Raw genomic sequence first — 26,629 nt, forward strand, 5'->3', positions numbered from 1 at the left:
CCGGAACCGCGTCGCCGCCCGTGTTGAACGACGCGTTGAGGTTGGCGGTGTGGCACCGACCGATGCTCGCCTTGGTCTTGGTGTCGGTCGTGGTCTTGCCGGCGGTCTGCGGGCTGGGCGCCTGCTTACCGGCCGCCTGCTTGCCCGCCGAGCCGCTGGTGCCCTCCTTGCCGCTCCCGGCACCGTCTGCCTGCGCATCGGACCCGGACCCGGTGTCCTTGACCTGGTCGGCGGCCATACCGATGTCCGCGCGGGACCCGGACTTCGCAGCGCTCGCCGCGTCGGTGTCCGAGCCGGAGCAGGCCGTCAGCGTCAGCCCCGCGACCGCCGTCAGGGTCGCGGCGGCGATCCGCAGGCTGCGGCGGCGGGCGGAACGAGTGGTGGTGTCGGAGCGCATTTCGGGTCCCCCGTAGGCGGTCGGTAGAGGCGGTCGGTGTCGGTGTTTCTTCGGTACGACAACGACTCTGCACGGCGCCGCTAACGTCTGGTCGCCGACCGCTAACGCCTCACTAACGTGCAACTGCTCGGCATCGGTGCGCAGCACATCGGTACGTCTGGAACGCGGCTGATCTCCGGCAAGCAGACGCTAGCGGGACGGCAATTGGGCATTAGCGGCCCCGGCCAGAGTCGGTGTTGTTCCCGAGGAGGGGACGACACCGACCACCTACCGGGGGACCTGCCATGCGCTCCAACACCACCGTCCGTGGAAACCGCCGCCGTACCCTGCGCTTTGCCGCCGCGGCCCTGACCGTGGCCGCGGGCTTCTCCCTCACGGCCTGCAACGGCGATGACCTCACGGGGGGCGACCCCTCCCCCGCGTCCAGCGCGTCTTCGTCGAGCAGCGGTTCCGGTAACGGCGGTTCGGAGGCAGGCAGTTCGGGCTCCAACGGTTCGGGTTCGGAGCAGGGCGGGGGGAAGGACTCGGCGGGCAAGAGTTCGGGCGGACAGGGCACGGCCGCCGGGAGCGGCTCGGGCCGGAGCAGCGCGGTCGCCAAGTGCCGCACCGACGACCTCACCATCTCGGCGTCGGACACCACCATCGACGGTGACACCGACGGCTCCGTCGCGGTGGAGATGAAGAACGGCGGTGGCCGGGACTGCGCACTGTCCGGGTTCGCGGGCGTCGACCTGACGACCCGTGAGGGCCCGCTGTCCGCCAAGCGCGCCGGTCAGCCGGCCGAGCGGATGATCCTGAAGGACGGCAAGTCGGTGTTCTTCAACATCAGCTACCCGATGAACGACTCGGGCGGTTCCGGTGTCAGCATCACGGGTCTGGTCGTGACCCCGCCCGGCGAGACCAAGTCGTTCTCCCTGGAGTGGCCGGGCGCCGCCACGCTGCCCGTCACCGACGGCGCCGGCTCCCCGGTCGACGTCGGCCCGATCGGCAGCGCCGGTCAGGGCGGAGCCTCGTAGGTCCGGCAGATCACCCCGTACGTCACCAAGTACGTCAATGGTCGATGGCTCACGAGGGGAAAAAAGTGACCCTGGTACGGGGTCAGACCCACAGCGCCGCGGTCGACCAATGCAACGCCGCGACCACGGGAAGCGAGGGGCGCCTCAAGGACATCACCCTCGAACTGCTCGACTACCAGGACAACGTCGTTAAGCAGTACCACCTCAAGGGCGCGTTCGTGGAACGCATCGACTACTCCTCCACGCCGTGACCCGAGACACTCACGGTCAGGTTCTTCACCATGACCATCGAATAGACGTGTCTCCTCTCGACGTGTCTCTTCTGGACGTGTCTCTTCTGGACGTGTCTCTTCTGGACGTGCTCTCTTCTGGACGTGCTCTCTTCGGAGGGCCCCAAGGGGGCGTGATCGCAGGCAGGATGTAGGCCATGGCTCACACCGCCCGCCGCATGTTCGAGCTCCTTGAGCCGATCTGCCTGGTCACTTACCTCGCAGACGAGTGCAACGAGGAGCTGGCCGCGCTCGGCCACCGCACCTACTGGGACGGCTACTTCGCCGGCCGCGCCGCGCCGCTCGGGCGGGTGCCGGCGCAGGTCGTGCACGCGGCGTTCTACAACTTCGCCGACGGAGAGGCCGCACGGCACATCCCGAGCGCGTGGGAGACGATCCCGCCCGAGGCGTCCGTCGCCGCGCGGGAGCGGGGCAGCACGGCCTCCCTGCGGCGGATCCTCGGCGACGAGCTGTCCGACTCCCCGGGCTTGTCGCGCGCCGCCGACCTGACCACGAAAGCCGCGACGAACGCGCCCACAGAAGGCCGGGTGATGTACGCCGGGATGCGCACTCTCGCGGTGCCGAGCGATCCGGTCGCCCGGCTGTGGCATTCCGCGACCATGCTGCGCGAGCACCGCGGTGACGGGCACATCGCCGCTCTCGTCGGCGCGAGCATCGGCGGCACGGAGGCCCACGTGCTCGATGCGCTGGCGCGCGGCATCCACCCGCCGGAGTCGTTCGGGCGCATCCATCACCTGCCGAAGGAACGGCTGGCCGCGGTCATGGACGGCCTGCGCGAGCGCGGGCTCGTCGACACGGACGGCCGGTTCACCGACGCCGGCCGTGAGACCAAGCAGCGCATCGAAGCCCTCACCGACGAGCTCGCCGCCCCGCCGTACGACACCCTGTCGCCTGCCGAGCTCGATGAGCTGGTCGCCGGGCTCGAACCCGTCACCGCGACTCTGGTGGCCGCCGGGTCGCAGTGACGGCGAGCCGTGGGCTCCACCGCGCCCGGCCGTTCAGGAAGCCGCGGCATCCTGCCCCTGTGCGGCCCGTTGGCCGTGTTCGGCCCGCGCCGTCTCCAGGAGCCGACGCCATGAAGTGACGGTCGGGCGCCTACGCAGCAGTGCGCGGCGTTCCCGTTCGGTCAGGCCGCCCCACACGCCGTGCTCGATGCGCTGGTCCAACGCGTGGGACAGGCACTCGGTCCTGACCACGCAGGCGGAGCAGATCCGCTTGGCGCCAGCCTGTGCGGCGCCCTCGACGAACAGGTCCTCGGGGTCCGTCGTGCGGCACGCCGCTCGTTCCCACCAGGTGTCCCGGCTGTCAGCCACAGTCCCGCCCCTTGATCATCTCTGGTCGCTCGATGCAGTCGGCGGGTGACACTACGCCACATACCCGGGGTCGGGCAGCCCATCACCTGTGATTGGACAGTGAGTTACGGGTGCCTGAGCGGCACCGGGTCCGAGCGGTTCGCGGCCCGGCGCGACGGGGCAGTACGCCGATGAGTGCCGCGCCGGCCAGGGGCCGGACCGCTTCGCAAGAGTGTGAACATCGGTAATTCTGGGCCCAGTTGATCCGCTGCCCGATACAACTGGCGACATTTCCCGTTCTGATACGGTGAAACGCGGATGGTGTACTCCGATCAGGCACCCCGACCGCGTCGAGCAGTTGGAGAGGGCTCTCAACTCCGCTCTCGACTCCCACGAGGTCCACGACGATGAGTGACGCGTCCTCACATCTTCCCGGCGGGCAGGACATCCTGTCCGCCGACCACCGCTCGGCGCACCTGCTCGCCGAGAACGTGCACTGTGTGCTGGGCGACCGCGTGGTACTGCACGACGTCTCGCTCAAGGTCTCCCACGGCGAGCGCGTGGGCCTGATCGGAGAGAACGGCCGGGGCAAGTCCACTCTGCTGCGCGCCTTCTCCGGTGAGCTCACGCCGCAGCGCGGCCAGGTGGTGCGCGCGGTGACGGGCCGGGTAGGGTTCCTGCCCCAACAGCCGGACCTCCAGGCCGGTTTCACCATCGAGGACGTGCTGTCCCAGGCGACCGCGGAGTTCGAGGAGCTGTCCGCGCGGATGCGTGCCGCGGAGGAGCGGATGTCGTCCGACGAGGGTGACCTCGACGCGGTCCTCGCGGAGTACGGCCGTCTCCAGGAGGAGTTCGAGCGGCGCGGCGGCTGGGAACTCGGCGCCCGTGTCGGGGAAGTGCTGGACGTCTTCGGCCTGGCCGGGTTCGACCGGGCCCGCTCCGTGCGGACCCTGTCCGGGGGTGAGCGGGCCCGTCTCGCCCTGGCCGCGCTGGTGCTCGAGGAACCGGCCGGGCTGCTGCTCGACGAGCCCACCAACCACCTCGACGACCGGGCGGTGGACTGGCTCGTCCGGTGGCTCGCCGCGTACCAGGGTCCGTGCCTGATCGCCTCGCACGACCGGGCCCTGCTCGACACGGCCGTCACCGCCATCGTCGACCTGGACGGGCCCCGCGGCTCCACCGTCCGCTACGGCGGCGGCTACCGCGACTACCTCGCGGAACGCGCCGCGGCGCAGGAACGCTGGTGGCAGCGGTACCGCGAGTGGAGCAAGGAACTGGCCGAGGCCCGGCGGCGGGTGCAGCGGGCCGCCACGAGCGGGCGCGTCTACAGCGGCAGGGCCGACAACGACAAACTGTCCTACGACGCAGCGGGCAGCGGCGCCGAACGGGCCGTCGCCCGTACGGGCCGCGCCGCACAGATGCATCTGCGACGGCTGCTCGACGAGGCGGTGCCGCGGCCGCCGGAAACCCTCGGCTTCGCTCCCCCGCAGGACGCGGAGGCGACAGGAGAGATCCCGGAGCCGGCCGACGGCATGCTGCTGCGGGCCACCGGCCTGGGTGTCGGCCAAGTACTGCGGGACGCCGACCTGGAGCTGGCCGCGGGCAGCCGGTATGTGATCAGCGGTCCGAACGGAGCGGGCAAGTCGACGCTGCTGTCGGTGCTGGTGGGCGAGCGGGCCCCGGACGCCGGGAAGGTGGAGCGGGCGCCGGGGCTGCGCATCGGGTACCTGCCGCAGGACAGCGACTTCGGGTCGGAGCGGCGCGCTCTCCTCGACGCGTTCGCCGCGCGGCGCGCGGTCCATGTGGAGGACGCCGCGGCCGAGTTGACCCGGTTCGGCCTGTTCGGCCCCCAGGACTTCGACACTCCGGCGAACCGGCTCTCCATCGGCCAGTGGCGGCGCCTCGACCTCGCGCTGCTCTTCGCCGAGCGGCCGCACCTGCTGCTGCTCGACGAGCCCACCAACCACCTCAGCCTGGTGCTGGTCGAGCAGTTGCTCCAGGCGGTGGAGGCCTTCACGGGCCCGGTCGTGACGGTCACCCACGACCGGGCCCTGCGCGAGCGTCACCGCGACCGGCTCCTGGAGCTGTCCGACGGACGGCTCGTCCGGCCGGTCTGACCCCTGACGGTGTCTGACACCCGAATCCCTGCCCCACATCTCCCCACCTGCTCAGAGAGACCCTGCTACGATCTTCTGTGTGATTCTCACTTTCGCCGCCGCGGCCTACTACTACATCTGACGCCGCCCCGCGGGCACTTCTGCTCCGCGCGTCACGGGCACGGCGAGCGCCGCTCTTCGAGCGGCCTTTTACCGCCTTTCACGTTCCGCATCGGCCTTCACGACAGCCTTCTGTCCTGCGCCATGCGGTCATGCCTGTCTTCGGCGCCCGTTCGAGCAGTGCTCCCGCCTCGGTCGACTTCTTCGGACCTACGACAGTGAACGGCGTGCGAATCCATGCATGACTCCTCTTTCGCGAACTCATCAACGAACTCATCTACGAACTCATCTACGAACTCGTCCACCAGCAGCGTCTCTGCTACGAACAGCCCTCTCCCGCCGGAGGCGACCGCGTCGTCGTCGGGCGGTTTCCAGGTGGTCCTGGACGACATCCAGCACGCGCGCGGCACCCGCCGCCTGCTGGACGGAGTGCACCTGTCGGTGGCGCTCGGCGAGCGCATCGGCGTCATCGGGGAGAACGGCTCGGGCAAGACCACCCTGCTGCGCCTGATCGCGGGAGTGGACAAGCCCGACGAGGGCCGGGTCCTGGTGCGCGCACCGGGCGGCACCGGTTACCTCCCGCAGCTCCCCGAGCCGGCACCGGACGACACGGTGCTGGACGCCATCGACCACGCCCTGGCCGAACTACGCACACTGGAGCGCGAGTTGCGCCGCTGCGAGGCGGCCATGGCCGAGGCGGCAGACGGTGAGCTGGCGGCCCTGCTCACCGAGTACGGCGATCTCACCGAGGCGTTCGAGGCCCGGGACGGCTACGCGGCCGACGCCCGGGTGCAGGCCGCCCTGCACGGTCTGGGCCTGGCGTCCGTGGACCCGGGCCGGCGCCTGGCCAGTCTGTCCGGTGGTGAGCAGGCCCGCCTCGGCCTGGCCTGCGTGCTCGCCGCCGCACCGCAGCTGATGCTGCTGGACGAGCCCACCAACCACCTGGACCGGGCCGCCCTGGAATGGCTGGAGGAGCATCTGCGATCCCACCGCGGCAGCATCCTTGTCATCTCCCACGACCGGGTCTTCCTGGAGCGGGTGGCCACGGCGCTGTGGGACGTGGACGCGGAGCGGCAGGCGGTCCACCGGCACGGCGGCGGCTACCCCGGCTACCTGAAGGCCAAGGCGGCCCTGCGGCTGCGGTGGGAGCAGGAGCACCAGGAGTGGAAGGACGATTTGGCCCGCCAGCGCGAACTGACGCGCGCCGCGGCGAGTCACGCGGCCGCCGGACCCCGGGCCAACGCGGACCGGACCAACGGCCGGCACCAGCGCAGCGTGGAGAAGCAGATCTCCGCCCGCGTGCGCAACGCCAAGGAACGGCAGCGTCGTCTCGAGGAGAATCCGGTCCCCCGCCCGCCGCAGCCGATGCGCTTCGCGCCCCGCATCCAGGGTGGTGACATCACGGGTACCTCGGCGGTCGCCAGCTGCACCAGGTCGAGGTCGGACAGCGGCTCCACGTACGGGACTTCGAGGTGGGTCCGGGCGAGCGCGTTCTGGTCACCGGCCCCAACGGGGCGGGCAAGTCGACCCTGTTGCGGGTGCTGGTCGGTGATCTGGAGCCGGACCGGGGCTCGGGCACGCGTCCGGCGCGCACCGGCTGGCTGCCGCAGGAGACCCGGGTCACCGATCCCGGGATCAGCCTCCTGGACGCGTTCCGCGCGGGCCTGCCCGGCGATGTCGAGGCGCACCGCGGGGCGCTGTTCGGCCTGGGGCTGTTCAAGCCGTCGGATCTGGCGACCTCGGTGGCCGGGCTCTCCGTCGGTCAGCGCCGGCGCCTCGCCCTGGCCCGGCTGCTGCATGATCCCGTAGATCTGCTGGTGCTCGACGAGCCGACGAACCATCTGTCACCGGCGCTGGTGGAGGAGCTCGAAGAGGCCCTCACGCACTACCGGGGGGCACTGGTCGTCGTCTCCCACGACCGCATGCTCGAGCGGCGGTTCACCGGGCGCACGGTGCGCCTGGAGAACGGCTCCGTCCGCGGCTGACGCGGCTGTTCCGTCGTACCGCCCCGTGGGACGGTACGACGGAGCGATCACCTCAACTCGCCCGAGGGGCATCGGCGTTGTCGGTGCCACGCTCCGACGCTCACAGCATTCGGTCGACAAGACCGGCGACGTACTCCGGGGTGAGCCCCATGCCGAACAGGACGCGGATGTACATCGGGGCCATGACGTGGTCCAGCACCTCGAATGCGTCGGGTGCGGGTTCGCCTCGTTCGCGGGCGCGATCGAGCATGGACTGCAGTTGCCGGCTGCGTTCGGCGAGGAGGTCGTCACGCGGCTGCACGCCCTGTTGACCGTTGCTCGCCAGGGCGACGGCCAGGCGCACCACCGCCAGACCGTCGGGTCCGGTGATCTCGCGGGCCACGGTGGCCGCGTACGTGTGCAGGTCGCCGGAGAGGCTCCCGGTGTCGGGCATCGGCGACTTCGCGTTGAGGCGGGTGAGCGCCACGTCGGTGAGCAGGGTCTCCAGGTTGCCCCACCGGCGGTAGATGCTGCTGTCGGCCACGCCCGCGCGGGCCGCGACCTCGCCGACGGTGAAGTTGCCGTATCCGCGCTCATTGATCAGGTCGGTGACGGCCTGGTGCACCTCCGCGCCGACGCGGGCGCTGCGCCCGCCGGGCCGCCGGACTGGCTGTCGCTCGTTCATGCTTCCACCTTAACGCAGTTGTTACTTGCGTTTACGAGGCTACCCTCCTTATAGTCGCCTAACGCAGCCGCTGACTGCTTTAGAACGTCCAGCGGCTGACCACGTAGGCCAGGGAAAGGGCGCGAACACCCATTGAGAGGAACCCTCATGGCTGCATCGCCTGCGGCGGACCCGGACAGTCGGCCGAACCGGGCCGTGCTGCTCGCGGTGACCTGCCTGGGCCAGTTCATGGTCCTGCTCGACAACACGATCGTCGGAGCGGCGCTGCCCGACATGCAGCACCGGCTGCACACCCAGCTGACCGGTCTGCAATGGATCGTCGACGCGTACGTACTGCTGGTCGCCATGCTGCTGCTGTCCGGCGGTGTCTTCGCCGACCGGTTCGGCCGCAAGCGGGTGTACCTGACCGGCGTGGCGGTGTTCACCGTCGCGTCGGTGCTGTGCAGCCTCGCGCCCTCGGTCGGCTGGCTGATCGGCGGCCGGGTGCTGCAGGGCATCGGAGCCGCGGCGCTGAGCCCTGCCTCGCTCGCCCTGCTCGCCGCCGCCTACCCCGTGCCGCAGGAACGCGTCAAGGCGATCGGGCTGTGGGCCGGACTCAGCGGAATCGGTCTGGCCGCGGGCCCCGTGGCCGGCGGCGTGCTGACGGATGCCTTCGGCTGGCCCGCCATCTTCCTGGTCAATCTGCCCATCGGCGTGGTCCTTCTGCTGGTCGGTCTGCGCAGCCTCGAAGAGACCCGTAATCCGAGTGCACCCGCGATCGATGTCCCCGGGACGGTGCTGTCCGTGTCGGCGGTGGGGGCGCTGACGTACGGACTGATCGAGGGTGGTGCCCGCGGCTGGACGTCGCCGGTGATCCTGGCCGCCTTCGCCGCCGCGGTGATCCTCCTCGCCGCCTTCATCGCCGTCGAAGCGCGTCGTACCGCTCCGATGCTGCCGCTGCGGCTGTTCCGGCAGCGCCTGTTCACCGTGTCCAACACCGCCATGGTCGTGGTGGGGTTCGCGCTGATGGGTTCGTTCTTCTTCTTCTCCCAGTTCTTCGTGTACGTCCAGGGCAGCTCGATCCTGCGCGCCGGCCTGCAGACCCTGCCGGTCTCCCTCGGCATGGTGATCGTCAGCCCGTACGCGGGCCGGCTCGCCGCCCGGTACGGCTTCCGCATCGTGGTGAGCGTCGGCCTGGCCCTGGCCGGCCTGGGGCTCCTCGCGCTCGGCATGGTGCACGCCGACACCGGCTACGCGAACGTGTGGTGGCGCCTCGGAGTCATCGGCATCGGCTTCGCCCTGACCCTGTCCCCGCTGACGGGAGCCGCCATCCAAGCGGTCAGCGCGCAGGAGGGCGGCCTCGCCTCAGGCATCAGCGGCACCACCCGGCAGATCGGCGCGGTGCTCGGCGTGGCGCTGCTCGGAGCCGTCGTCCGCAGCCGGGAATCCGGCGGCGCCTCCTTCGAGAGCGGCCTCGACAGCGCCTTCCTCGCTGCCGGCGCCGTCACCTTGGCCACCGCCGTGTGCACCGGCCTGTGGCTGGCGAAGTCCGAGCCCGCGGAAGGCGCCGCACCGCCGCGGCGCTCCACCCCTCCCCCGGCAGGACGCCCCGCGAGCGATCACGGCGCCTGAATCACGGCGCTCGAATCGAAGGAGCCCCTTGTTGTCCAAAATGAAGGATCCCGCTGTGCGTGCGGTCGAATCGGAACGGGACCATGTCTCCTCCCTGTACGAGTTGCTGACCGAGCGGCTTTCCGCAGCGCGAGTACAGCGAGCGAGTGTGCTGAAGGCGCCGGCGGACGGCGCCGGGGAGGCCTACGAGAGAGAAATCGCCACCGAACGCCTCACCAGGGAGATCAGCCGGTTGGAGGGCGCCGAAAAGGGGCTGGTCTTCGGGCGCATCGACTGGACGGACGGCACGGCCCTGCGCATCGGGCGGATCGGGCTGCACACGGAGGAGGACGACCTGCCGCTGCTCGTGGACTGGCGCGCGAACGCGGCGCGGCCCTTCTACGAGGCGACGCCGGTCCACCCGATGGGCCTGCGGCGGCGCCGGCACCTGCGCCTCGAGGAGCGCACGGTCGTCTCGGTGAGCGACGAACTGCTGGACGGGACCGCGCCGACCGACGAGGACGTCGTGGGGGACGGCCCGTTGACCGAGGCTCTGTCGGCACGGCGTACGGGCAGGATGCACGCGGCCGTCGCGACGCTGCAGGCCGAGCAGGACGAGATCGTCCGCTCCGCCCACCGCGGGGTGACCGTGGTGCAGGGCGGGCCCGGCACCGGCAAGACGGTGGTCGCCCTGCACCGGGCGGCCTACGTCCTGTACGCGTTCCCGCGCGCCGCGGAGGAGGGTGTCCTGGTGGTGGGCCCGAACGCCCGGTTCCTCGACTACATCTCCCAGGTCCTTCCCTCGCTCGGCGAGAACGACGTCGATCTGGCGACCTGCCGCGAACTGGCCGGATTCTCCACGGACATGGTGAGCACGGCGGACCCGTTCGACACGGCGCGTCTCAAGGGCAGTTCGGACCTCGCCGACGCCTTGGCCGGCCTGCTCCGCGTCCACCAGGCCCCCGCCGGTGACTTCACCGTGCGGGTCGGGCAGGAACTGGTGCACCTGTCCGACGAGGAGGTCGCCACGGCACGCGACGCCGCCGTGGCAGCCGTACCGGGACACAACCCCGCGCGCCAGGTATTCAGGGAGCTCTTGGCCGATGCCATCACCGACGCGATGCAACGGGACATGGGCGACATCCTGGAGCAGATCGACGCCGATACCGAAAGGATGACGGGCCTGAACCTCGACCGGTTCACGGGAGTCGCCCAGCGCCGTGCCGAAGGTGCGGCCGACGCGGGTCCCGCCCACGAGCTGGACCTGGACGCCATCCGGGCCGACCTCCTCGACGACGCCGGCGTCGACCGGGCGGTCGAGGTGTTGTGGCCGCGACTGGTACCCGGCGACCTGGTGAATGCGCTCCTGACGAACGCCGCCGCTCTCGCCGAGCACCTGCCCCGCCTGACCGCGCAGGAGCGGTCGCTGCTGCTGCGCGGTCCCGACGATCCGTGGACCGACGCCGATGGGCCGTTGCTGGACGAGGCGGCGAACCTGGTCGAAGGACCCCCCGCGCGGACGTACGGGCACGTCGTCGTCGACGAGGCGCAGGAACTGACCGCCATGCAGTGGCGGATGATCGTCCGCCGCTGCCCGGCACGGGCGATGACGCTGGTGGGTGACTTCGCCCAGGCAGGCCCGGTCGCGACAGCCCGCGACTGGAAGGAAGCGCTGAGCCCCCACGTCGGGCCGCGGTTCAAACTGCACGACCTGACCGTCAGCTACCGCACCACGCAGGAGATCCTGGAGAGCGTCCGGGACCTGCTCACGCGGATCGCTCCGGACCAAAAACCCACACGCTCACTGCGCAGCGGCGAGAGCCCTCGCACCGTGACCACACCCGCGGACGGGTTGATCACCGCCGGCGTTCAGGAACTCCGCGCCCAGAGCACCGCGCACCCGGGCGAACTCCTGGCAGTGATCTGCGCGGACGCCAGGGTGAGCGAGCTGACGGCCCGGGGCGTCGCTCACCACGCCCGTATCGTGCCGGCCTCCGAAGCACGCGGCCTCGAATTCGACGGGGTCGTCGTCATGAACCCCGAGGAGATCATCACGGCCCGCCCCGGTGGAGAAAGGGACTTGTACGTGGCCCTGACCCGGGCCACCAAGCGCCTCTGCACGATCACCGTCCGGCCCGCCTGACGACTGCCCTGGGAGACTTGCAGCCTCCCCCACTCTGGCCTGCACTTATGCCGTCTTGTTATGGGCTGTGCGGGAACAGGTCTTTCCCTTCCCCGGTGGTCTCTCCGTAGCGTTCAGCACATCGGAAGAGCACCGGATCGGAAGGGTCTCCACGCTATGAACGAGCAGGAACTTACCGCGCGCAGCAGGGCAGTTGTCCAGGCGTACATGGACACGCTGATGACCGGTGACATCGAGGCGCTGCGGGCCTTCTTCACCGAGGAGTCGACCTGGACGCTCGCCGGCGATCTGCCGCTGTCGGGTACCTGGACGGGGCCCACGGCGATCCTGGAGGAGTTCGTGCCGGCGATGGTGGCCCGCCTGGTGCCGGAGACGATGGAGTTCACCTTCGACGGGCTGATCGCTGACGGCGAGCGGGTGCTGGCCGAGTGGAACACCCGGGCGCAGGCCAAGGCCGGCGGCCGCTATGACCAGCACTGCCTCGCGATCTTCACCATCCGCGACGGCAGGATCGCGGCCGTACGCGAGTACTTCGACACCCTGCACGCCAAGACGGTCGTCTTCGCCTGACCTGGCCGCACGCCCCGGACACCCCGCACGCCACCCCGCCCGACCGCCCGAGGAGAGACTCATGACCGCCCACACCGACCCCACCGCCGTGGTGCTGCGCTACTTCGAGGCGCTGGCCGCCGACGAGCAGGACACCATCCGCAACTCATGGGCGCAGGACGGCAGTTGTTGGTACGGCGGCGATCTGCCGATCTCGGGCACCTGGCAGGGCCGCGACCAGGTGATCGACGGGTTCCTGGCCACCGCCTTCGCCCACCTCGACCCGACGAAGGAGATCGGCATCAAGGTCACCAACTTCTTCGGCGCCGGTGAGCAGGTGCTCGTCGAGTGGGACTCCTGGGCCACCGGCAGGACCGGCCGCCCGTACCGGGAGAACAACATCGGCGTCTTCACCGTCCGCGACGGCAGGATCACCACCATGCGCGAATACGCCGACACCCAGCACTGGGAGCGCGCCCTGGTCGCCTGAGGCCCTCCCGTCTCCACCCGCCCCACCACCCCCTCGGCGTAAAGGAATGCAGACCATGAAGGCGATACTCCCCGGCTCCGCCGCCGACACCGACAAGTCCGTCATCCTCGGCGAGGCCGCCGAGCCCGAACCCGCCGACGACGAGGCCGTGGTCGCGGTCGAGGCATACTCGGTCAACCGCGGCGAGACCTTCCAGCTCGACGGCGGTCTCGACCGGCGCTGGGCCGGCTGGCACCCCGGCAAGGATGTCGCCGGCACCGTGGTCCGGCCCGCGGCGGACGGCTCCGGGCCGGTCCAGGGGGCCCGGGTGGTCGCCCACCCGCCCGCCTACGGCTGGGCCGAACGGGTCGCCGTCCCCACCCACAGCCTGGCCGAACTGCCCGACAGCGTCGACGCCGTCACCGCCGCCGCCCTCCCGCTGGCCGGGATCACGGCGCTACGGCTGCTGCGGGCCGCCGGACCGCTCGCCGGCCGCAGGGTGCTGCTCACAGGCGCCAGCGGCGGCGTCGGCCACTACGTCACCGAACTGGCCGCCGCCTCGGGCGCGCGGCTCACCGCGGTCAGCGCCACTGCCGAACGCGGCGCGAAACTCCTGCAGTTGGGCGCAGCCGAGCTGATCACCTCGGTGACGGAGGCGACGGGCCCGTACGACGTGGTGCTGGAGTCGGTCGGCGGCGACAGCCTGCCCGCCGCCCTGGCCGAGCTGGCCCCCGCCGGCCTGCTGGTCTGGTTCGGGCAGGCCAGCCGCACCCCCGTCACCCTGGACTTCTTCAGCTTCTTCGCGGGCCCGAACCAGGCCCGTATCGCGCACTTCGACTACACGACCTCGGATGCCACGTACGGCCAGGACCTGGCCGCCCTGGTCCGCCTCGTCGCCGGCGGCCGCCTCCACCCCGAGATCGGCACCGTGCGCGACTGGACCCACACCGCCGACGTCATCACCGACCTGCGCGCACGCCGGATCCGCGGCAACGCGGTCCTCACCATCGGCTGAACACCGGTAGCACCAGGTCAGGACGGTGAGCGGAGCCAGCCGTGGGTGCGGGCGGTGCGCGAGGCGACCTGCAGCAGCCGGGCGGTGGCGGGCCGGCCGGTGCCGCCGCGGGTGAGCAGGTGGATCTCGATGGCCGCCGCAGGCGTGAGCGGCCGCCACACCAGCCCGGCGGGCAGACCGGGCAGGGCGGACTCGCCGACGACGGAGACGGCCGCGCCCTGCGCGACGGGCATGTGGGCGGCGTCGAAGGACAGTTGCCGCTCGCGCAGCCGTGGGGAGATCCCGGCGCGGTCGAAGATGCCGGTGATGGCGTCGTAATGCCCGGGGTTGTCGCCGCGGCTGTGCACGAGCACGGTCTCGTCGGCGAGCGCGTCGGCCTCGACCCGCGCGCCGGCGGCGAGGGGATGGCCCGCCGCCATGAGTACGCCCTGGGGTTCCAGCCGCACCAGGGTGCGGACCAGTTGGGGGGTCGGCGGCGGGCAGCGGACCAGCCCGGCGTCGAGGGTGCCGTCGGCGACGCCCGCCAGGATCTCGGCGGTGGGCAGCAGCCGGGTGCCGGTGCCGATGTCCGGATGGGCCTCGGTCAGCGCGGCGAGCAGGGTGGGCGCGGTCTCGTAGCCGGTGCTCGCGCTGTAGCCGAAGGAGAGGGTGCCGCTCTCCCCCGCGGCGAAACCCCGTACGTCCCGCCACAGCCGGTCCGCCTCCTCGCACAGCGCCGCCCCGCGGTCCATGAGGAGTCGGCCGGCCTCGGTGGGCTCCACGACCTGCGTGGTGCGTTCCAGGAGACGTACGCCCAACTCCTGTTCCAGCTGGCGTATTTGGCGGCTGAGGGCGGGCTGCGCGATGTGCAGACGCTCGGCGGCCCGGGTGAAGTTCCGTTCCTGGGCGACGGCAAGGAAGTATCGGAGACGACGCAGTTCTGCCATGGCGGGCACCCTACAGCAGCCGCACACCGGCCTGACCTGCGCTTATGTCACCCCCTCACGCCACCCCCTGCCATGCGTCCGGCCCGAAGGACCCCTTGATGTCCGAGGCGATGGTGGCCGCGTTCACCATCGAGGGCAGCTCGTAGACCGTGGTCTTGCGCGGGCCACGTACCGCTACGTAGACGGGGTTCTGGCCGGGGTGGGCGCCCATGATGCGCCTGAGTTCGCTGATGAACTGTTCGTTGATGCGGTGGTACGGGAGTTGCAGCCGCACCGGGGCCGCTCCGTCGCGTTCGGCGGAGGTCACGTCGAGGACCTGGAGTTCCTGGCCGAAGATGCTGATGGCGCCGTCGCGGTCGTTGATGCGGCCCTGGACCGAGATGACGCTGTCCTCCACCAGGGCGGCGGCGACCAGCTGGTAGGTGGCGGGGAAGAAGAGGACCTCGGTCGTGCCGTCGCGGTCGGCGAGGTTGACGATGGCCCAGGCGTTGCCCTGCTTGGTCATCTTGGGCTGGACGCTGGTGATCAGGCCGGAGAGGCGGACCACGCCCTCGGTGCGGCCGGAGGCCAGCAGGTCCACGATCGTGGTGTCACGGTTGGCGGAGAGGATGTGCTCGGTGCCGTCCAGCGGGTGGGCGGAGACGTACATGCCGAGCATCTCCCGCTCGGTGGAGAGCAGTTGCTTGCGCGGCCATTCGTCGTCGCTGATCGGCACGTCCAGAGTGAAACCGGCGTCCTCGCCCGCGTCGCCGCCGATCCCCGCGAAGAGGTCGTCCTGCCCGTACGCGGCGGCCTTCTTCAGCGGGACGACCGCGTCGATGGCGCTCTCGTGGGCGGCGGAGAGGCCCTTGCGGGTGTGCCCGAGCGAGTCGAAGGCGCCGGACTTGATGAGGGATTCCACGGCCCGCTTGTTCAGCGCGGGCAGGTCCACCTTGTCGAGGAAGTCGCCGAACGAGCTGTATTTACCTGCCGACTTGCGGGCGGCGATGATCGATTCGATGACGTTGTCGCCGACGTTGCGCACCGACAGCAGGCCGAAGCGGACGTCGTCGCCGACGGCGGCGAACTCGGCGAGGGACTCGTTCACGTCCGGCGCGAGGACGGTCACCCCGAGCTTGCGGGCGTCGGCGAGATAGATGCCCGCCTTGTCCTTGTCGTCGCCGACGGAGGTGAGCAGGGCCGCCATGTACTCGGCCGGATAGTTGGCCTTGAGGTACGCGGTCCAGTAACTCACCAGACCGTAACCGGCGGTGTGCGACTTGTTGAAGGCGTAGCCGGAGAACGGGAGCATGACGTCCCAGATGGCCTTGATGGCCTCTTCCGAGTACTTGTTGGTCTCCATGCCGTCGTGGAACTTCTGCCACTCGGCGGCCAGCACTTCGGGCTTCTTCTTGCCCATCGCGCGGCGCAGCATGTCGGCGCCGCCGAGGGTGTACCCGGCCAGTGTCCGGGCGATGGCCATGATCTGCTCCTGGAAGATGAGCAGGTGGTGGGTGGAGCCGAGGATCGGGTCGAGGACCTCTTTGAGCTCCGGGTGGATCGGGTCCGGGTTCTGCTTGCCGTTCTGCCGCAGCGCGTAGTTGGTGTGCGCGTTGGCGGCCATCGGTCCAGGGCGGTACAGGGCGAGGGCGGCCGCGATGTCCTCGAAGCGGGAGGGTTCCATCAGTTTCAGCAGGGCGCGCATGCCGCCGCCGTCGAGCTGGAACACGCCGAACGTGTCGCCGCGGCCCAGGAGTTCGAAGGTCTTCTTGTCGTCCAGCGGGATGACCGTGATGCCCTCGTCGCCGTTGCCCGGGTCGACGGTGGCGAGGCGCACACCACGGTTCTCCCGGATGTTCTTGAGCGCGTGGTCGATGACGCCCAGGTTGCGCAGGCCGAGGAAGTCCATCTTGACCAGCCCCATGTTCTCGCAACTGGGGTAGTCGAAGCCGGTGATCTTGACGCCGTCCTTGGCGCGCATGTGCAGCGGGATGCGCTCGGTCAGCTTCGTCTTGGACAGGATCACCGCGGCGGCGTGCACACCGGTGCCGCGGGTCAGGCCCTCGACGCCCTTGGCGGTGTCCATGACCTTCTTGACGTCCGGCTCGTTCTCGTACATCTGCCGGATCTCGCCTGCCTCGCCGTAGCGGGGGTGGGCCGGGTCGAAGATGCCGTCCAGCGGGATCGACTTGCCCATGATGTCCGGCGGCAGCGCCTTGGTGATGCGCTCCCCGTGCTGGAAGGGGTAGCCGAGGATCCGGGACGAGTCCTTGATCGCGTTCTTGGCCTTGATCTTGCCGAACGTGTTGACCATCGCGGTGTACTCGTCGCCGTACTTCTCGGTGACGTAGCGGACCATGGCATCGCGCTGGCGGTCGTCGAAGTCGAGGTCGACGTCGGGCGGGTTGATGCGCTCGGGGTTGAGGAACCGCTCGAAGAGCAGGCCGTGTTCCAGCGGGCACAGCTCGGTGATGCGGGTCGCGTACGCCACGATCGAGCCGGTGGCCGAGCCACGGCCGGGCCCGACCGGGATGCCGCTGTCCCGGGCGTGCCGGCAGATGTCGGCGACCACGAGGAAGTACGAGGAGAAGCCCATCGGCCCGATGACCGTCATCTCGGTCTCGAAGCGCTCGGTGACCTCGTCCGGGAGCGGAGTCCCGTAGCGCATCTCGAGTCCCTGGCGGCACTCCTTGCGCAGCCAGGACTCCTGCGTCTCCCCCTCCGGGACGTCGGGGTACTGCGGCATCTCGTCCTCGTTCTCGAAGACGCTGTCGTACGAGCCGACGCGCTCGGCGATCAGGAGGGTGTTGTCGCAGGCCTCGGGCAGTTCGGAGAAGAGCTCGCGCATCTCGGCGGCGGTCTTGAGGTAGTAGCCGTTGCCGTTGAAGCGGAACCGCTTCTCGTCCGCCTTGTTCTTGCCGACGCCGATGCACAGCAGGTTGTCGTGCGCGTCGGACTGGTCCTGGTGGACGTAGTGCGCGTCGTTCGTCGCCAGGAGCGGGATGTTCAGGTCCTTGGCGAGGCGCAACAGGCCCTCGCGGACGTCCCGTTCGATGGACAGGCCGTGGTCCATCAGCTCCAGGAAGTAGGACTCCTTGCCGAAGATGTCCTGGTAGGCGGCGGCGACCTCGCGGGCCTCGTCGTACTGGTTGAGCCGCAGCCGGGTCTGGACCGCGCCCGAGGGGCAGCCGGTCGTGGCGATGATGCCTGAAGCGTGCTCGCTGATCAGTTCCATGTCCATACGGGGTTTGCCCGCCGGGAACTGGCCGGTGTAACTGGCCTCGGTGGAGAGGGAGAAGAGGTTCTTCAGCCCCTGGACGTTCTCCGCCCACATCGTCATGTGCGTGAACCGGCCGCCGCCGGAGACGTCCTTGGACCCCTCGCCGTCGTCCGACATGGCGCGCTGCCCGCCGGGTCCCCAGAACTCCTGCTTGCGGTTGCGGCGGGAGGACGGGGCGACGTACGCCTCGATCCCGATGATCGGCTTGACGCCGTCGAAGCCCTTGCTCACCGAGTGGAACTCGTACGCCCCGAACATGTTGCCGTGATCGCTCATGGCGACCGCGGGCATGCCCTGACGGTCGACCTCGGCGAACATCGGCTTGAGCTTCTGCGCGCCGTCGAGCATCGAGTATTCGGTGTGATTGTGCAGGTGAACAAAGGAGTTCGTCACCGGGAGGGCACCTCCGAAGGGTTGGGGATGGGCAGCACCCTAACCCCCCGAACGATGATCGGATCCGCCCCCGGGGCGACCTCGAAACCGCCCTCCCCGGACCTGGCGGGGGTGACCTCGCGGTCTCACCCAGAGAAGTCGGATTACTCCTCGGCGTGGCGGGTGTCGCGTGTCGCCGGCGATCTTCAGGGGCGCGGGAGATGTCAGTGGGGTGTCCTAGGGTTCGTCTCCGACGGGCCGATCTCTGCCCGTCGCAGGTGTGCGGCTGGGGGGAATCGTGGGAGACGGACTTCAGTGGGTGGTCGGCGCGACGAGCAGTTCCGGCTGGATGCTGGACGTGTACTTCGCCCGCGGCATCGGCGCCGACGAACTGGCGGTGCGGATGGGAGCGTCGCGGGGTGCGGTGGCGGAGCCGATGACCGATGCCGAGATCGTCGGCCTCGACGTCGACGGCTACCCCGGGCAGGGGCGGCCGGGCAGTGCCGTGGTCCGTGTCGGCGAGGACACCGGGTGGGCGTTCGCGATCTCGTACGGCCATCACGTGGACCGGCTGGAAGAGGTCTCGCGCGAGGGCGTGGAAGCCGTCCACTACCACTACAACTCTGAGCATCCGCCGACCACGGTCATGTACGCGCGCGACGGCCGCACCCTGTGCGGATACGGACTGTGCGAGGAGTACCGCCGCTATGGCCAGGAGCCCGATCTGCTCCTGCCCGCCCTCAGATCCGCCGGCATCCTGCGCCCTGACGGAGCCCCTTGCCGCGACTCCGGCACCGACTCCGGCATCGACGGCTACGCCGATCGCAAGCGCCGCGGCCTGGCCGTCTTCGAGGAGCGCTTCGGTCTCTCCCTGCCCCGCGCCGCCCTCGCCGAGGAGCGGCTCCCCGTGTACGCGATCGCGGGATCGCCGGCCCGCGACTTCGAGGAGATCACCGCGTGGGCCGTGGCGAACGGGCGGCCGCTTCCCGATGGCCGCCTGCGGTTGATTCCGGCCGGTCTGCGCGCGGAGTGGGAGCGGGCGACGGACCCGAGCTGGGCACTCCGTAGGACCCGTAGTGTCGGCCGAGGCATTGGTGTGGTCAACCAGGGCCCGGTGTGAACGGCTACTCCTGTCCTCCGGTGAACAGGCCGAGCAGGCCCTGAGGGGCGTCGGGGCCGAACATGAGGTCGTGGAGTTCGTCGCCGTCCGCGGCGGCCTCCGCGCTGCGGGGGAACAGGGCCTGCTCGTAAGTGGTGAGCGCTGCTTCGAGGTCGTCGGGGTGGGCGGCGACGGCCTTGCCGAGTTCGGCGCCGTCGTACATGGCCAGGTTGGCGCCCTCGCCGTTCGGGGCCGCGAGGTGGGCGGCGTCGCCGAGCAGGGTCACGCCCGGCACCCGGTCCCAGCGGTGCTCCACGGGCAGGGCGTTGAGGGTGCGCAGGACCGGCGGGGTCTCGCCGTCGGTGATCAGCGCGGTCAGCTCCGGCGCCCAGCCGTCGAACTCCCCGGCGATCCGCGCGGCAGCCGCGGCGGAGTCGGTGAAGTCGATGCCGGCGAACCACTCCTGCGACTCGGTGAGCGCCACGTAGGTGTGGAGCGTCCCGCCGCTCTCCCGGTGGGCCTGGATGCCCTTGCCCGGTTCGAGGGCGAAGAGCGCCCCGCCGCCGACCGCCTTCGCGGTGGCCGGGTGCCGGGTGTCGGCGTCGAACAGGTAGGTCTCGACGAACGAGCGGCCGATGTACGCGGGTGTCGCGTCGGAGAGCAGCGGCCGGACGCGTGACCACGCGCCGTCGGCGCCGACCAGCAGCGTCGTGGTGACGGTGGTGGCGTCGGCGAAGGTGACCTCGTGGCGGCCGTCGCCGAGGGCGCGGACGCCGCTGACCTTGTGGCCCCATCGGACGGTGCCGGCCGGGAGCGATTCGAGCAGGATGCGGCGCAGCTCGCCGCGGAGTACCTCGGGGCGGCCCCGCTCGCTGTCGTCGTCGAAGAGGACGGTGCCGTCCGGGGCGAGGATCCGCGTTGCCTCGCGGCCCTCCAGGACGAGGTCGCGGAACTCGTCCGTCAGCTCGGCCGCCTGGAGCGCCGGCTGGCCGTTCTCCTCGTGGATGTCGAGCATGCCGCCCTGCGCCCGAGCCGTCGGGGACGCCTCCGCTTCGTAGACCGTGGACGGGATTCCGTGGATGTGCAGGACGCGGGCGAGTGTGAGGCCGCCGAGGCCTGCGCCGATGATCGTGACGTTCATGGTGGCTCCTTCGGGGTCGAGGGTGGTGCTCCGGTACGTCGCTCTGGTACGTCGTTCCAGTGTTGGAACAGCGCTCCAGAAATGTCAAGTTGGAACGCCGCTCCAGGCATGTCAGAATGGCGGTATGGCAACGCGGACACGCAGGTCACAGCGGCGTACAGAGGCGCTTTCCCGTGAGCGCATCGTCGAGACCGCCGTCGAGGTGCTCGACGCGTCCGGCGAGGGCGGGCTGACGTTCCGGGTGCTCACCGAGCGCCTTGCCACCGGGCCCGGGGCGATCTACTGGCATGTGGCGAACAAGGGCGAGCTGCTCGACGCCGCGACCGACGCTGTCGTCGCCGCCGCGCTGGCCATCGAGCCCGCTGAGGACACCGACGGTCCGCAGGACGGGGTCCGCGCTGTCGCGCTCGGCCTGTTCGACGCGATCGAAGAGCATCCGTGGCTTGCCACCCAGCTCGCCACGCAGCTCGCCCGCAGCCCCTGGCAGACGGTGACACCGCGGATCTTCGAGAGCGTCGGCCGGCAGGTCCAGGCGCTGGGCGTGGCCCAGGGCAGCTGGTTCACCGCGACCTCCGCGCTGGTGCACTACATCCTCGGCGCCGCGGGTCAGAACGCCGCGAACACCGCGAGCGGCCGGGACCTCGGGCCCGACGCGGACCGCGGCGAGTTCCTCGACGGCGTGTCGAGGGCGTGGGAAGGGCTCGACCCGGACGAGTTCCCGTTCACCCGGGCCGTCGCGGACCAACTGCGCGACCACGACGACCGCGAGCAGTTCCTCGCCGGTATCACGCTCATCCTCGCGGGGATCACCGAGGGGATCACCGCGGGCCGGCCGCTCAGCGCGTGACGGCAGCCGGTCAGGCGGTGTCCGAGGGCGTTCCGGGCTTCGTGTGGAGGATGTCGCGGGCCTGGTCCGCGGCGCGGGCGAGGTTCTCGGAGACGAAGTCGAGGAAGCGGGCGACGTTCTCCAGGCGGGCGCCGGCCGGGGTGCCGGAGCCGAGGACGGAGGCGCCCTGGCGTGCGGTCTCGACGACCTGCGCGGTGGTCCTGGCACTGACCATCATCGACTGGTACCAGATGTCGTCGTCGACCACATAGCGCTCACGGCGGCGCTCGTCGCGCTCCCGCCGGATGAAGCCCTGGGTGTCGAGGAACGTGATCGCCTTGGAGACGGACGCCGGGCTGACCTGGAGGCGCTGGACGAGTTCGGACGCGGTGAGGCTGCCCGTGTCGGTGAGGGTGAGGCAGGCCATCACCCGGGCCATCATCCTGGGCATGGCCGAAGCCTCCAGGACGGCGGTGAACACCTCCTCGAAATCCCGTACGGCTTCGGCGTCGCGACCGTGCGGCTGCGGGGCCGCCGCCGTCCCCCGGGGCGCGGCGGCCTGCTTGCGCCGGTGCGCGCGGTGTTCGGTGGCGCGGTGGGCGATCTCGGCGCGATAGGCGGTGGGGCCGCCGTTGCGCATGACCTCGCGGGTGACCGTCGAGGTCGGGCGGTCGAGCCGCCTGGCGATCTCCGCGTAGGCCTGACCGTCGGCCAGCCCCAGCGCGATCTGCTGGCGTTCCTGCTGAGTGAGTCTGCCTCCCGGCATCGCGGTCCCTCCCTCGTGGTGCGTACCGCCCTGACCCGGGCAGCATAGCGTTCACCTTCACTCTATTGCAACGGTCGGGCATCAGCATGTTGCATTAGGCTCAAGGTCATTGCAATGAAATGACTCCATCTACCTGCAATTACAAGGTTCTTACGCAACGAACCCGTTGCCAGCACAGCAAACGCAACGTAGCTTTTCCATCATCGGAAACGGCGGGACGGAAGAGCCCGCACCGCAGATGAAGGAGAGCACGATGCAGAAGTTCGACACCCCCGCCCCCGTCTCCACGGTCCTGGACATCCCCGCGGGGCTCATCCGGTTCATCGCCGCCGACCGCGCCGACACCACCGTCGAGGTGCTGCCCGCGAACGCCTCCAAGAGCCGCGACATGAAGGCGGCCGAGCAGGTCACGGTCGACTACCGCGACGGCGTCCTGCGGATCGAGGCCGCGGAGGCGAAGAACCGGATCCTCGGCGCCTCCGGCTCCGTCGAGGTCACCGTCCAGCTCCCCACCGGCTCCTCTGTCCGGGCGAAGGCCGCCGCCGCCGAACTCCGCGGCGTCGGACGCCTCGGCGACGTCACCTTCGAGGGCGCCCAGGCCACCGTCAAGCTCGACGAGACGGTGAACGCCCGCCTGACCCTCATGGCCGGCGACGTCTCGATCGGCCGCCTGGGCGGCGACGCGGAGATCAGCACCCAGAAGGGCGACCTCACCGTCGCCGAAGCCGTACGCGGCACCCTCACGCTGCGCACCGAGTCCGGCGACATCACACTCGCCGCCGCGCACGGCGCCTCCGCCGCCCTGGACGCCGGCACCGGCTACGGCCGGATCACCAACTCACTCGACAACACCGACGGCCCCACCGCCGCCCTGAACATCCACGCCACCACCGCCCACGGCGACATCACCGCCCGCAGCCTCTGAAAACACCCAGCCCTCCGGAAGGACGCCGCCATGAAGTCGCCGCTTACCGAAAAGCCCGAGACGGCGACTTCGGACACTCCCGGCCCGGCGGCCTCCTTCCTCCGGTTCGTGGTCCTCGGCGGCGGCGTCGGAGTCCTCTCCAGCCTCGCGGTCCCCCTGTTGGCCACGACCACGCCCTGGGCGGTCTCGAACGCGATCATCACCGTCGTCTCCACCCTGCTGTGCACCGAACTCCACGCCCGCTTCACCTTTGCCAAAGGCCGCGGGGCCGACCGGCGGGAACACTGGCAGTCCGCGGGCGCGGCAGCCGCCGCATACCTGACGACCTGCGTCGCCGCGTACGTCCTGCATCTGGTGCAGTCCTCCCCCGGCATGCTGACCGAACAGATCGTCTACCTCGGCGCCTCCGGCCTCGCCGGCGCAGGCCGCTTCCTCATCCTGCGTCTCTACGTCTTCGCTTCCCGCCGCGACCGGACCACATGCTCGCCGAGGCAGCGGCGGACGGTGCCGGGGCCTGTCGCGATGGCCGCATAAGCCTCTCTGCCTACGCCGCGAAGCCGATGTTCGTGACGTACTCGTACTCGCCCCACTGCGAACCGAGGTCGACGACCGCGTCGTTGACCCAGGCGTCGTCGAGCGCGGCGCCGTCGTCGGCCGCCCAGGCGTCGACGATGCGGTCCCAGTGGCGGACGTTGAGGGTGCGGTAGTCGACGACGCGCTGGAGGGGGCGCGGCACCTGGGACTGGTTGAACGGGTGGAACTCGACGCGGGTGCCGCGGCCCTGGCGGTTGAGGCGGCTCAGCAGGTGCCGGGACACGTTGGTGCGACGCACCGCCCGGTAGGCGGCCTCGATGCGGTCCAGGTTCTTCCTCGACGGCGACTGCCTGCCGTCCAGCCAGGCCCTCAGGGTGCGGTCGGTGACCGTGAGCCCCGCCTGGCGCGCGGCCGCCTTCGCGTGGTCCGTGCGGGTCAGGTAGTGCAGGCGGGCCATCAGGCCGCGGCGCTGGGTGACGGGCGTGGCGATGAAGCCGGCGAGCTGGTCGAGCCGGCGGGCGACGGCCTCGTGCCCCTTGATGCCCTGGGCGCCGAACTTGCCGAACTCCCTGTTCCTCTCCGGCACTTACTCGTCCTCCGTATCCGTCACCACGTCGTCGTCCGGGGCACTCCCCGCGGTGTAGACGTCCTTGACCTTCACCTCGGTGACGCCACGCCCTTCGGGGAAGACACGACGCCAGTCCCCTATGACGTGGAGCTCGTCGGTGCCCATCGCGCGGACGACGGTGAGGCCCTCCTCGTACGCCTTGAGCGCCTTCATCCAGAGGTTGGCGAAGGCCTGGCTGCGCACGAGGTGCATCCAGTCCGGGCGGTACAGCTCCCGGTTGTAGTTCGACTCCCCCATCGTCGAGACGAACTTGGAGTACATCGCCTTCACGTACTCCAGGGTGACGTCGTCCTGTTCGGCGAGGGCGGTGTCGCGGGCGTCCTTGAGCGCGATCCGGAACTTCTCCAGCAGGTTCTCGGTGGCACCCGAGGTGTACGACTCGTGGATCTCGGGCGGGTCGCACAGGCCGTGCTTCGGTCCCGACAGGCGCTGCAGGAGGCGCAGGGTGGGTTCGGTGACCCAGAGCGGGCCCGGCTCGTCGCGCTGGCCGAGCGGGTTGGGCAGCTCGGCGTCGTGGTCCCAGTGCGCCGGGGTGATCAGGTGGACACCGGCGCGGCGGCGGTCGTGGTCGAAGCCCGTGGAGTGTTCCAGCTGGCCGATGGGGAGGTGGGTCTTCAAGGCGGAGAGGTAGGCGCCGTTGATGTCGAGCGCGGTCACCTCGTGCTCGCCGGGCGGCAGTTCCCGCCTGGTCCACTTGGGCCGCGCTTCCCAGATCTGGTCGGCGCCGCGCGAGGTCTGCTTCTTGAGGACGTCCGGCATCCACGGGTGGGCGATCACGTCGTAGCGGGCGCCCTTGCGGGTCTCGTCCAGCAGCGCCATCGCGTCCGGGATCGCCTTCTTGATGAGCGCCGCCGTCGCGGCGTCGACGTCTCCCTCGTGGGCGGCGAGCGCGGCCTGGACCGCCTTGCCGATGAGGTCCGTCGGCGCGGACGACGGCTGGAAGGCGCGGCGGGTCGGCGGCTTGGACGGCTCGGAGTCGGAGTCGCGAGGTGTACGGGGCGCCGGGCGGGCCCGCTTCGAGATCTGCGGGGCCGGGGCAGGAACGGCGGGTGCCTGTCCGCAGTCGGCCGGGTCGAGGTGCTGGGCGAACCCGGCCACCCGCTGCGCCGCCGGCTGTCCGCACAGGACGCACGGCTCGGGCACGGGCAGGTTCTCGACGTCGTCGTCATCGGCCTGCGCGACGGGGGTTTCGGGGTGCTCAGCGGGTGCGGCGGACTCGGGCTGCCCGGCATCAGGTTCCGCCGCCGGCTCCGGCTCGGTGGCCGCGACGAGTCGGGCGGTCAGCCCGTCCAGGAAGTACGCGTACTTCTTGCGGACGTCGCCGCCCGGGTCCCGGCCCGTCTCCCAGGCGGAGAGGGTGGACGGGCTCACGCCGAGCGCACGCGCCACCTGGGCCTTCGAGAGGCGGGCCTGCTCGCGCAGGTCACGACGGACATCGGGAGCGGGGAGCGCCACCTCGGGGGCCACCGAGGCGAGCAGCGAGTCGATCGCGTAGAAATCGTCAGTGCCGTCAGTGTTGTTGTCAGTGTTGTTGTAAGCGCCGCTTGTGTCGTCGGGGCCGTCGGGGTCACTGGTGTCGCTCACGAGCCGGTCGCCTTCCGCTTGGTCCTGCGACGCTCCGCCAGGGCCGGGGTGACAGTCTCCTTCACCCGCTGCTCGCCCCACCCGGTGAGGCGCGCCGCACGACCGATCCGGCCGTGCGCAGGGCGGCCCGTCACCGGATCCCGGGACAAGTAGCCGCGCAGGGCCTCGGCGACGCGTGCCTCGGCCGCCCGCAATGCCGCCACCGCGTCGGCGAGTTCCCGCTCGTCGTCCTTCTCCACCGTCACGCCCGCATTGTCGAAAGTCCGTCGACCGAAGTCAATTTCCGGACGGTCCGTGAAGTGTGGAGGCGCGCCGGGCCACGGCCGCGACGAGCCCGGAGAAGTCGCCCACTTCGAGGGCCTTGGGGCTGAAGACCGGCTGTCGTGGTCGTGGTGGGGGTTCAGGAGTCGGTGAGCCCCGCCACATGGGTGCCGTCGGTGGCCTCTACGTAAGCGCGGGCCGCGACCATGACGTCCCGGGCGCGGTCGTCGGCGATACACAGGGCCGGGGCCATGTCCTCCAGCTGCGGGTTCATTCCGATCATCCACGCGCGGGCCGTATACACGGACTCCGCGGCCTGGATGAGGTGGAAGATCTGGATCGCGTCGATCAGGCGGGCCTCGGCCTCGGGCCGGGGCCGGCTGGTGCCGGCGGCCCAGCGGCCCACCTGCTTGGCGTCGTTGATCCCGGCCATGCGCGCGGTGAGGCGCTGCCCGAGGTTGTCCTGCAAGAAGCGCGCGATGTCGGCGATGGGCGTGCTGACGGCGGCACTGTGGGCCTTCAGGGCGGCGGAGGCGCTTCGGGGCTTGGTCTGGGGCGCGGGCATGACGGTCTCCCTCGTTGACCAGGCGGGCGTCACCGTGGGAACCAGGGGGTGAGCGCGGGCCGGGCGACGGGCGGTAGGGCTCGACGGGGCGGCGCCTTGGCCGCGGTGCCGCTCGTA

23 protein-coding genes and 2 pseudogenes are annotated in these 26,629 nt (G+C 70.5%); 14 read left to right on the plus strand and 11 right to left on the minus strand.

The features are described from left to right. Positions 1-397, minus strand: a pseudogene (locus ACIREE_RS40005) (flagellar motor protein MotB); the annotation flags it as partial. Positions 398-681: 284 nt separating this feature from the next. Between ACIREE_RS40005 and ACIREE_RS40010 the strand changes: the two are divergent. The 3 genes from ACIREE_RS40010 to ACIREE_RS40020 all read left to right on the plus strand — a co-directional run bounded on the left by ACIREE_RS40010 (position 682) and on the right by ACIREE_RS40020 (position 2,668). After that, a complete protein-coding gene (locus tag ACIREE_RS40010; protein WP_404164116.1) occupies positions 682-1,413 on the plus strand; it encodes a DUF4232 domain-containing protein in 732 nt (243 codons plus the stop codon). 65 nt (positions 1,414-1,478) lie between these two features. Then, complete coding sequence (locus ACIREE_RS40015) at positions 1,479-1,664, plus strand: hypothetical protein (protein WP_404164119.1); 186 nt, start codon at positions 1,479-1,481, stop codon at positions 1,662-1,664. Between the two features lie 176 nt (positions 1,665-1,840). After that, positions 1,841-2,668: a MarR family transcriptional regulator gene (locus tag ACIREE_RS40020; RefSeq protein ID WP_404164122.1), complete on the plus strand. Its 828-nt coding sequence runs from the start codon at positions 1,841-1,843 to the stop codon at positions 2,666-2,668. A 33-nt stretch (positions 2,669-2,701) separates the two neighbouring features. On the opposite strand, the gene ACIREE_RS40025 is transcribed toward ACIREE_RS40020, so the two are convergent. Beyond that, positions 2,702-3,016: a WhiB family transcriptional regulator gene (locus ACIREE_RS40025; RefSeq protein ID WP_404164124.1), complete on the minus strand. Its 315-nt coding sequence runs from the start codon at positions 3,014-3,016 to the stop codon at positions 2,702-2,704. A 386-nt stretch (positions 3,017-3,402) separates the two neighbouring features. On the opposite strand from ACIREE_RS40025, the gene ACIREE_RS40030 reads away from it, so the two are divergent. Together ACIREE_RS40030 and abc-f are read left to right on the plus strand one after the other, a co-directional pair. Then, positions 3,403-5,112, plus strand: coding sequence for an ABC-F family ATP-binding cassette domain-containing protein (locus tag ACIREE_RS40030; protein WP_404164126.1), 1,710 nt, complete (start codon positions 3,403-3,405; stop codon positions 5,110-5,112). A gap of 474 nt (positions 5,113-5,586) precedes the next feature. Next, a pseudogene (abc-f, locus tag ACIREE_RS40035) lies at positions 5,587-7,196 on the plus strand (ribosomal protection-like ABC-F family protein). Between the two features lie 100 nt (positions 7,197-7,296). Here abc-f and ACIREE_RS40040 read toward each other — a convergent pair. Beyond that, positions 7,297-7,860: a TetR/AcrR family transcriptional regulator gene (locus tag ACIREE_RS40040; RefSeq protein ID WP_404164128.1), complete on the minus strand. Its 564-nt coding sequence runs from the start codon at positions 7,858-7,860 to the stop codon at positions 7,297-7,299. 147 nt (positions 7,861-8,007) lie between these two features. Between ACIREE_RS40040 and ACIREE_RS40045 the strand changes: the two genes are divergently transcribed. From ACIREE_RS40045 to ACIREE_RS40065, 5 genes are all read left to right on the plus strand, one after another. Continuing rightward, positions 8,008-9,471 carry an MFS transporter gene (locus ACIREE_RS40045; RefSeq protein WP_404164129.1) on the plus strand — a complete coding sequence of 488 codons (1,464 nt, stop codon included), beginning with the start codon at positions 8,008-8,010 and terminating at the stop codon, positions 9,469-9,471. 40 nt (positions 9,472-9,511) lie between these two features. Next, entirely contained in the window at positions 9,512-11,593 is a 2,082-nt protein-coding gene (locus ACIREE_RS40050; protein ID WP_404164177.1) for a HelD family protein, read from the plus strand. Between the two features lie 156 nt (positions 11,594-11,749). Next, positions 11,750-12,163, plus strand: a complete 414-nt coding sequence (locus tag ACIREE_RS40055) for a nuclear transport factor 2 family protein (RefSeq protein WP_404164131.1) — start codon at positions 11,750-11,752, stop codon at positions 12,161-12,163. A 61-nt stretch (positions 12,164-12,224) separates the two neighbouring features. Continuing rightward, positions 12,225-12,632: a nuclear transport factor 2 family protein gene (locus tag ACIREE_RS40060; protein WP_404164132.1), complete on the plus strand. Its 408-nt coding sequence runs from the start codon at positions 12,225-12,227 to the stop codon at positions 12,630-12,632. Between the two features lie 55 nt (positions 12,633-12,687). Continuing rightward, positions 12,688-13,626 carry a zinc-binding dehydrogenase gene (locus tag ACIREE_RS40065; protein WP_404164134.1) on the plus strand — a complete coding sequence of 313 codons (939 nt, stop codon included), beginning with the start codon at positions 12,688-12,690 and terminating at the stop codon, positions 13,624-13,626. Positions 13,627-13,643: 17 nt separating this feature from the next. Here ACIREE_RS40065 and ACIREE_RS40070 read toward each other — a convergent pair whose 3' ends face one another. Together ACIREE_RS40070 and dnaE are read right to left on the minus strand one after the other, a co-directional pair. Beyond that, positions 13,644-14,552: a LysR family transcriptional regulator gene (locus ACIREE_RS40070; protein ID WP_404164136.1), complete on the minus strand. Its 909-nt coding sequence runs from the start codon at positions 14,550-14,552 to the stop codon at positions 13,644-13,646. Positions 14,553-14,607: 55 nt separating this feature from the next. Beyond that, positions 14,608-18,204 (minus strand): DNA polymerase III subunit alpha, encoded by a 3,597-nt coding sequence (dnaE, locus tag ACIREE_RS40075; RefSeq protein WP_404164138.1) that lies wholly within the window; start codon positions 18,202-18,204, stop codon positions 14,608-14,610. Between the two features lie 277 nt (positions 18,205-18,481). On the opposite strand from dnaE, the gene ACIREE_RS40080 reads away from it, so the two are divergent. Next, positions 18,482-19,303, plus strand: coding sequence for a DUF6461 domain-containing protein (locus ACIREE_RS40080; RefSeq protein ID WP_404164140.1), 822 nt, complete (start codon positions 18,482-18,484; stop codon positions 19,301-19,303). 4 nt (positions 19,304-19,307) lie between these two features. Here the strand turns inward: ACIREE_RS40080 and ACIREE_RS40085 are convergent, their stop codons facing one another. Continuing rightward, positions 19,308-20,423, minus strand: coding sequence for an FAD-dependent oxidoreductase (locus ACIREE_RS40085; protein ID WP_404164142.1), 1,116 nt, complete (start codon positions 20,421-20,423; stop codon positions 19,308-19,310). 124 nt (positions 20,424-20,547) lie between these two features. Between ACIREE_RS40085 and ACIREE_RS40090 the strand changes: the two genes are divergently transcribed. After that, positions 20,548-21,270, plus strand: coding sequence for a TetR/AcrR family transcriptional regulator (locus ACIREE_RS40090; RefSeq protein WP_404164143.1), 723 nt, complete (start codon positions 20,548-20,550; stop codon positions 21,268-21,270). Between the two features lie 10 nt (positions 21,271-21,280). Here the strand turns inward: ACIREE_RS40090 and ACIREE_RS40095 are convergent, their stop codons facing one another. Then, positions 21,281-22,015: a helix-turn-helix domain-containing protein gene (locus ACIREE_RS40095; RefSeq protein WP_404164145.1), complete on the minus strand. Its 735-nt coding sequence runs from the start codon at positions 22,013-22,015 to the stop codon at positions 21,281-21,283. 253 nt (positions 22,016-22,268) lie between these two features. Between ACIREE_RS40095 and ACIREE_RS40100 the strand changes: the two genes are divergently transcribed. Then, on the plus strand, positions 22,269-22,940 hold the full coding sequence (locus ACIREE_RS40100; RefSeq protein ID WP_404164147.1) for a DUF4097 family beta strand repeat-containing protein: 672 nt from the start codon (positions 22,269-22,271) through the stop codon (positions 22,938-22,940). 30 nt (positions 22,941-22,970) lie between these two features. Continuing rightward, positions 22,971-23,474 carry a GtrA family protein gene (locus ACIREE_RS40105; RefSeq protein WP_404164148.1) on the plus strand — a complete coding sequence of 168 codons (504 nt, stop codon included), beginning with the start codon at positions 22,971-22,973 and terminating at the stop codon, positions 23,472-23,474. 10 nt (positions 23,475-23,484) lie between these two features. Here the strand turns inward: ACIREE_RS40105 and ACIREE_RS40110 are convergent, their stop codons facing one another. The 4 genes from ACIREE_RS40110 to ACIREE_RS40125 all read right to left on the minus strand — a co-directional run bounded on the left by ACIREE_RS40110 (position 23,485) and on the right by ACIREE_RS40125 (position 26,512). Beyond that, the gene (locus ACIREE_RS40110; protein ID WP_404164150.1) at positions 23,485-24,060 is read right to left on the minus strand and encodes a transcriptional regulator; all 576 of its coding nucleotides are present in this window, start codon (positions 24,058-24,060) and stop codon (positions 23,485-23,487) included. After that, positions 24,061-25,569 carry a helix-turn-helix domain-containing protein gene (locus ACIREE_RS40115; protein WP_404164179.1) on the minus strand — a complete coding sequence of 503 codons (1,509 nt, stop codon included), beginning with the start codon at positions 25,567-25,569 and terminating at the stop codon, positions 24,061-24,063. Positions 25,570-25,682: 113 nt separating this feature from the next. After that, positions 25,683-25,931 carry a hypothetical protein gene (locus ACIREE_RS40120; RefSeq protein ID WP_404164152.1) on the minus strand — a complete coding sequence of 83 codons (249 nt, stop codon included), beginning with the start codon at positions 25,929-25,931 and terminating at the stop codon, positions 25,683-25,685. Between the two features lie 155 nt (positions 25,932-26,086). Continuing rightward, on the minus strand, positions 26,087-26,512 hold the full coding sequence (locus tag ACIREE_RS40125; protein ID WP_404164154.1) for an XRE family transcriptional regulator: 426 nt from the start codon (positions 26,510-26,512) through the stop codon (positions 26,087-26,089). Positions 26,513-26,629 lie beyond the last annotated feature (117 nt).

The organism is Streptomyces sp. NPDC102467 (assembly GCF_044765445.1).
In the GTDB taxonomy this organism is placed as follows: Bacteria; Actinomycetota; Actinomycetes; order Streptomycetales; family Streptomycetaceae; genus Streptomyces.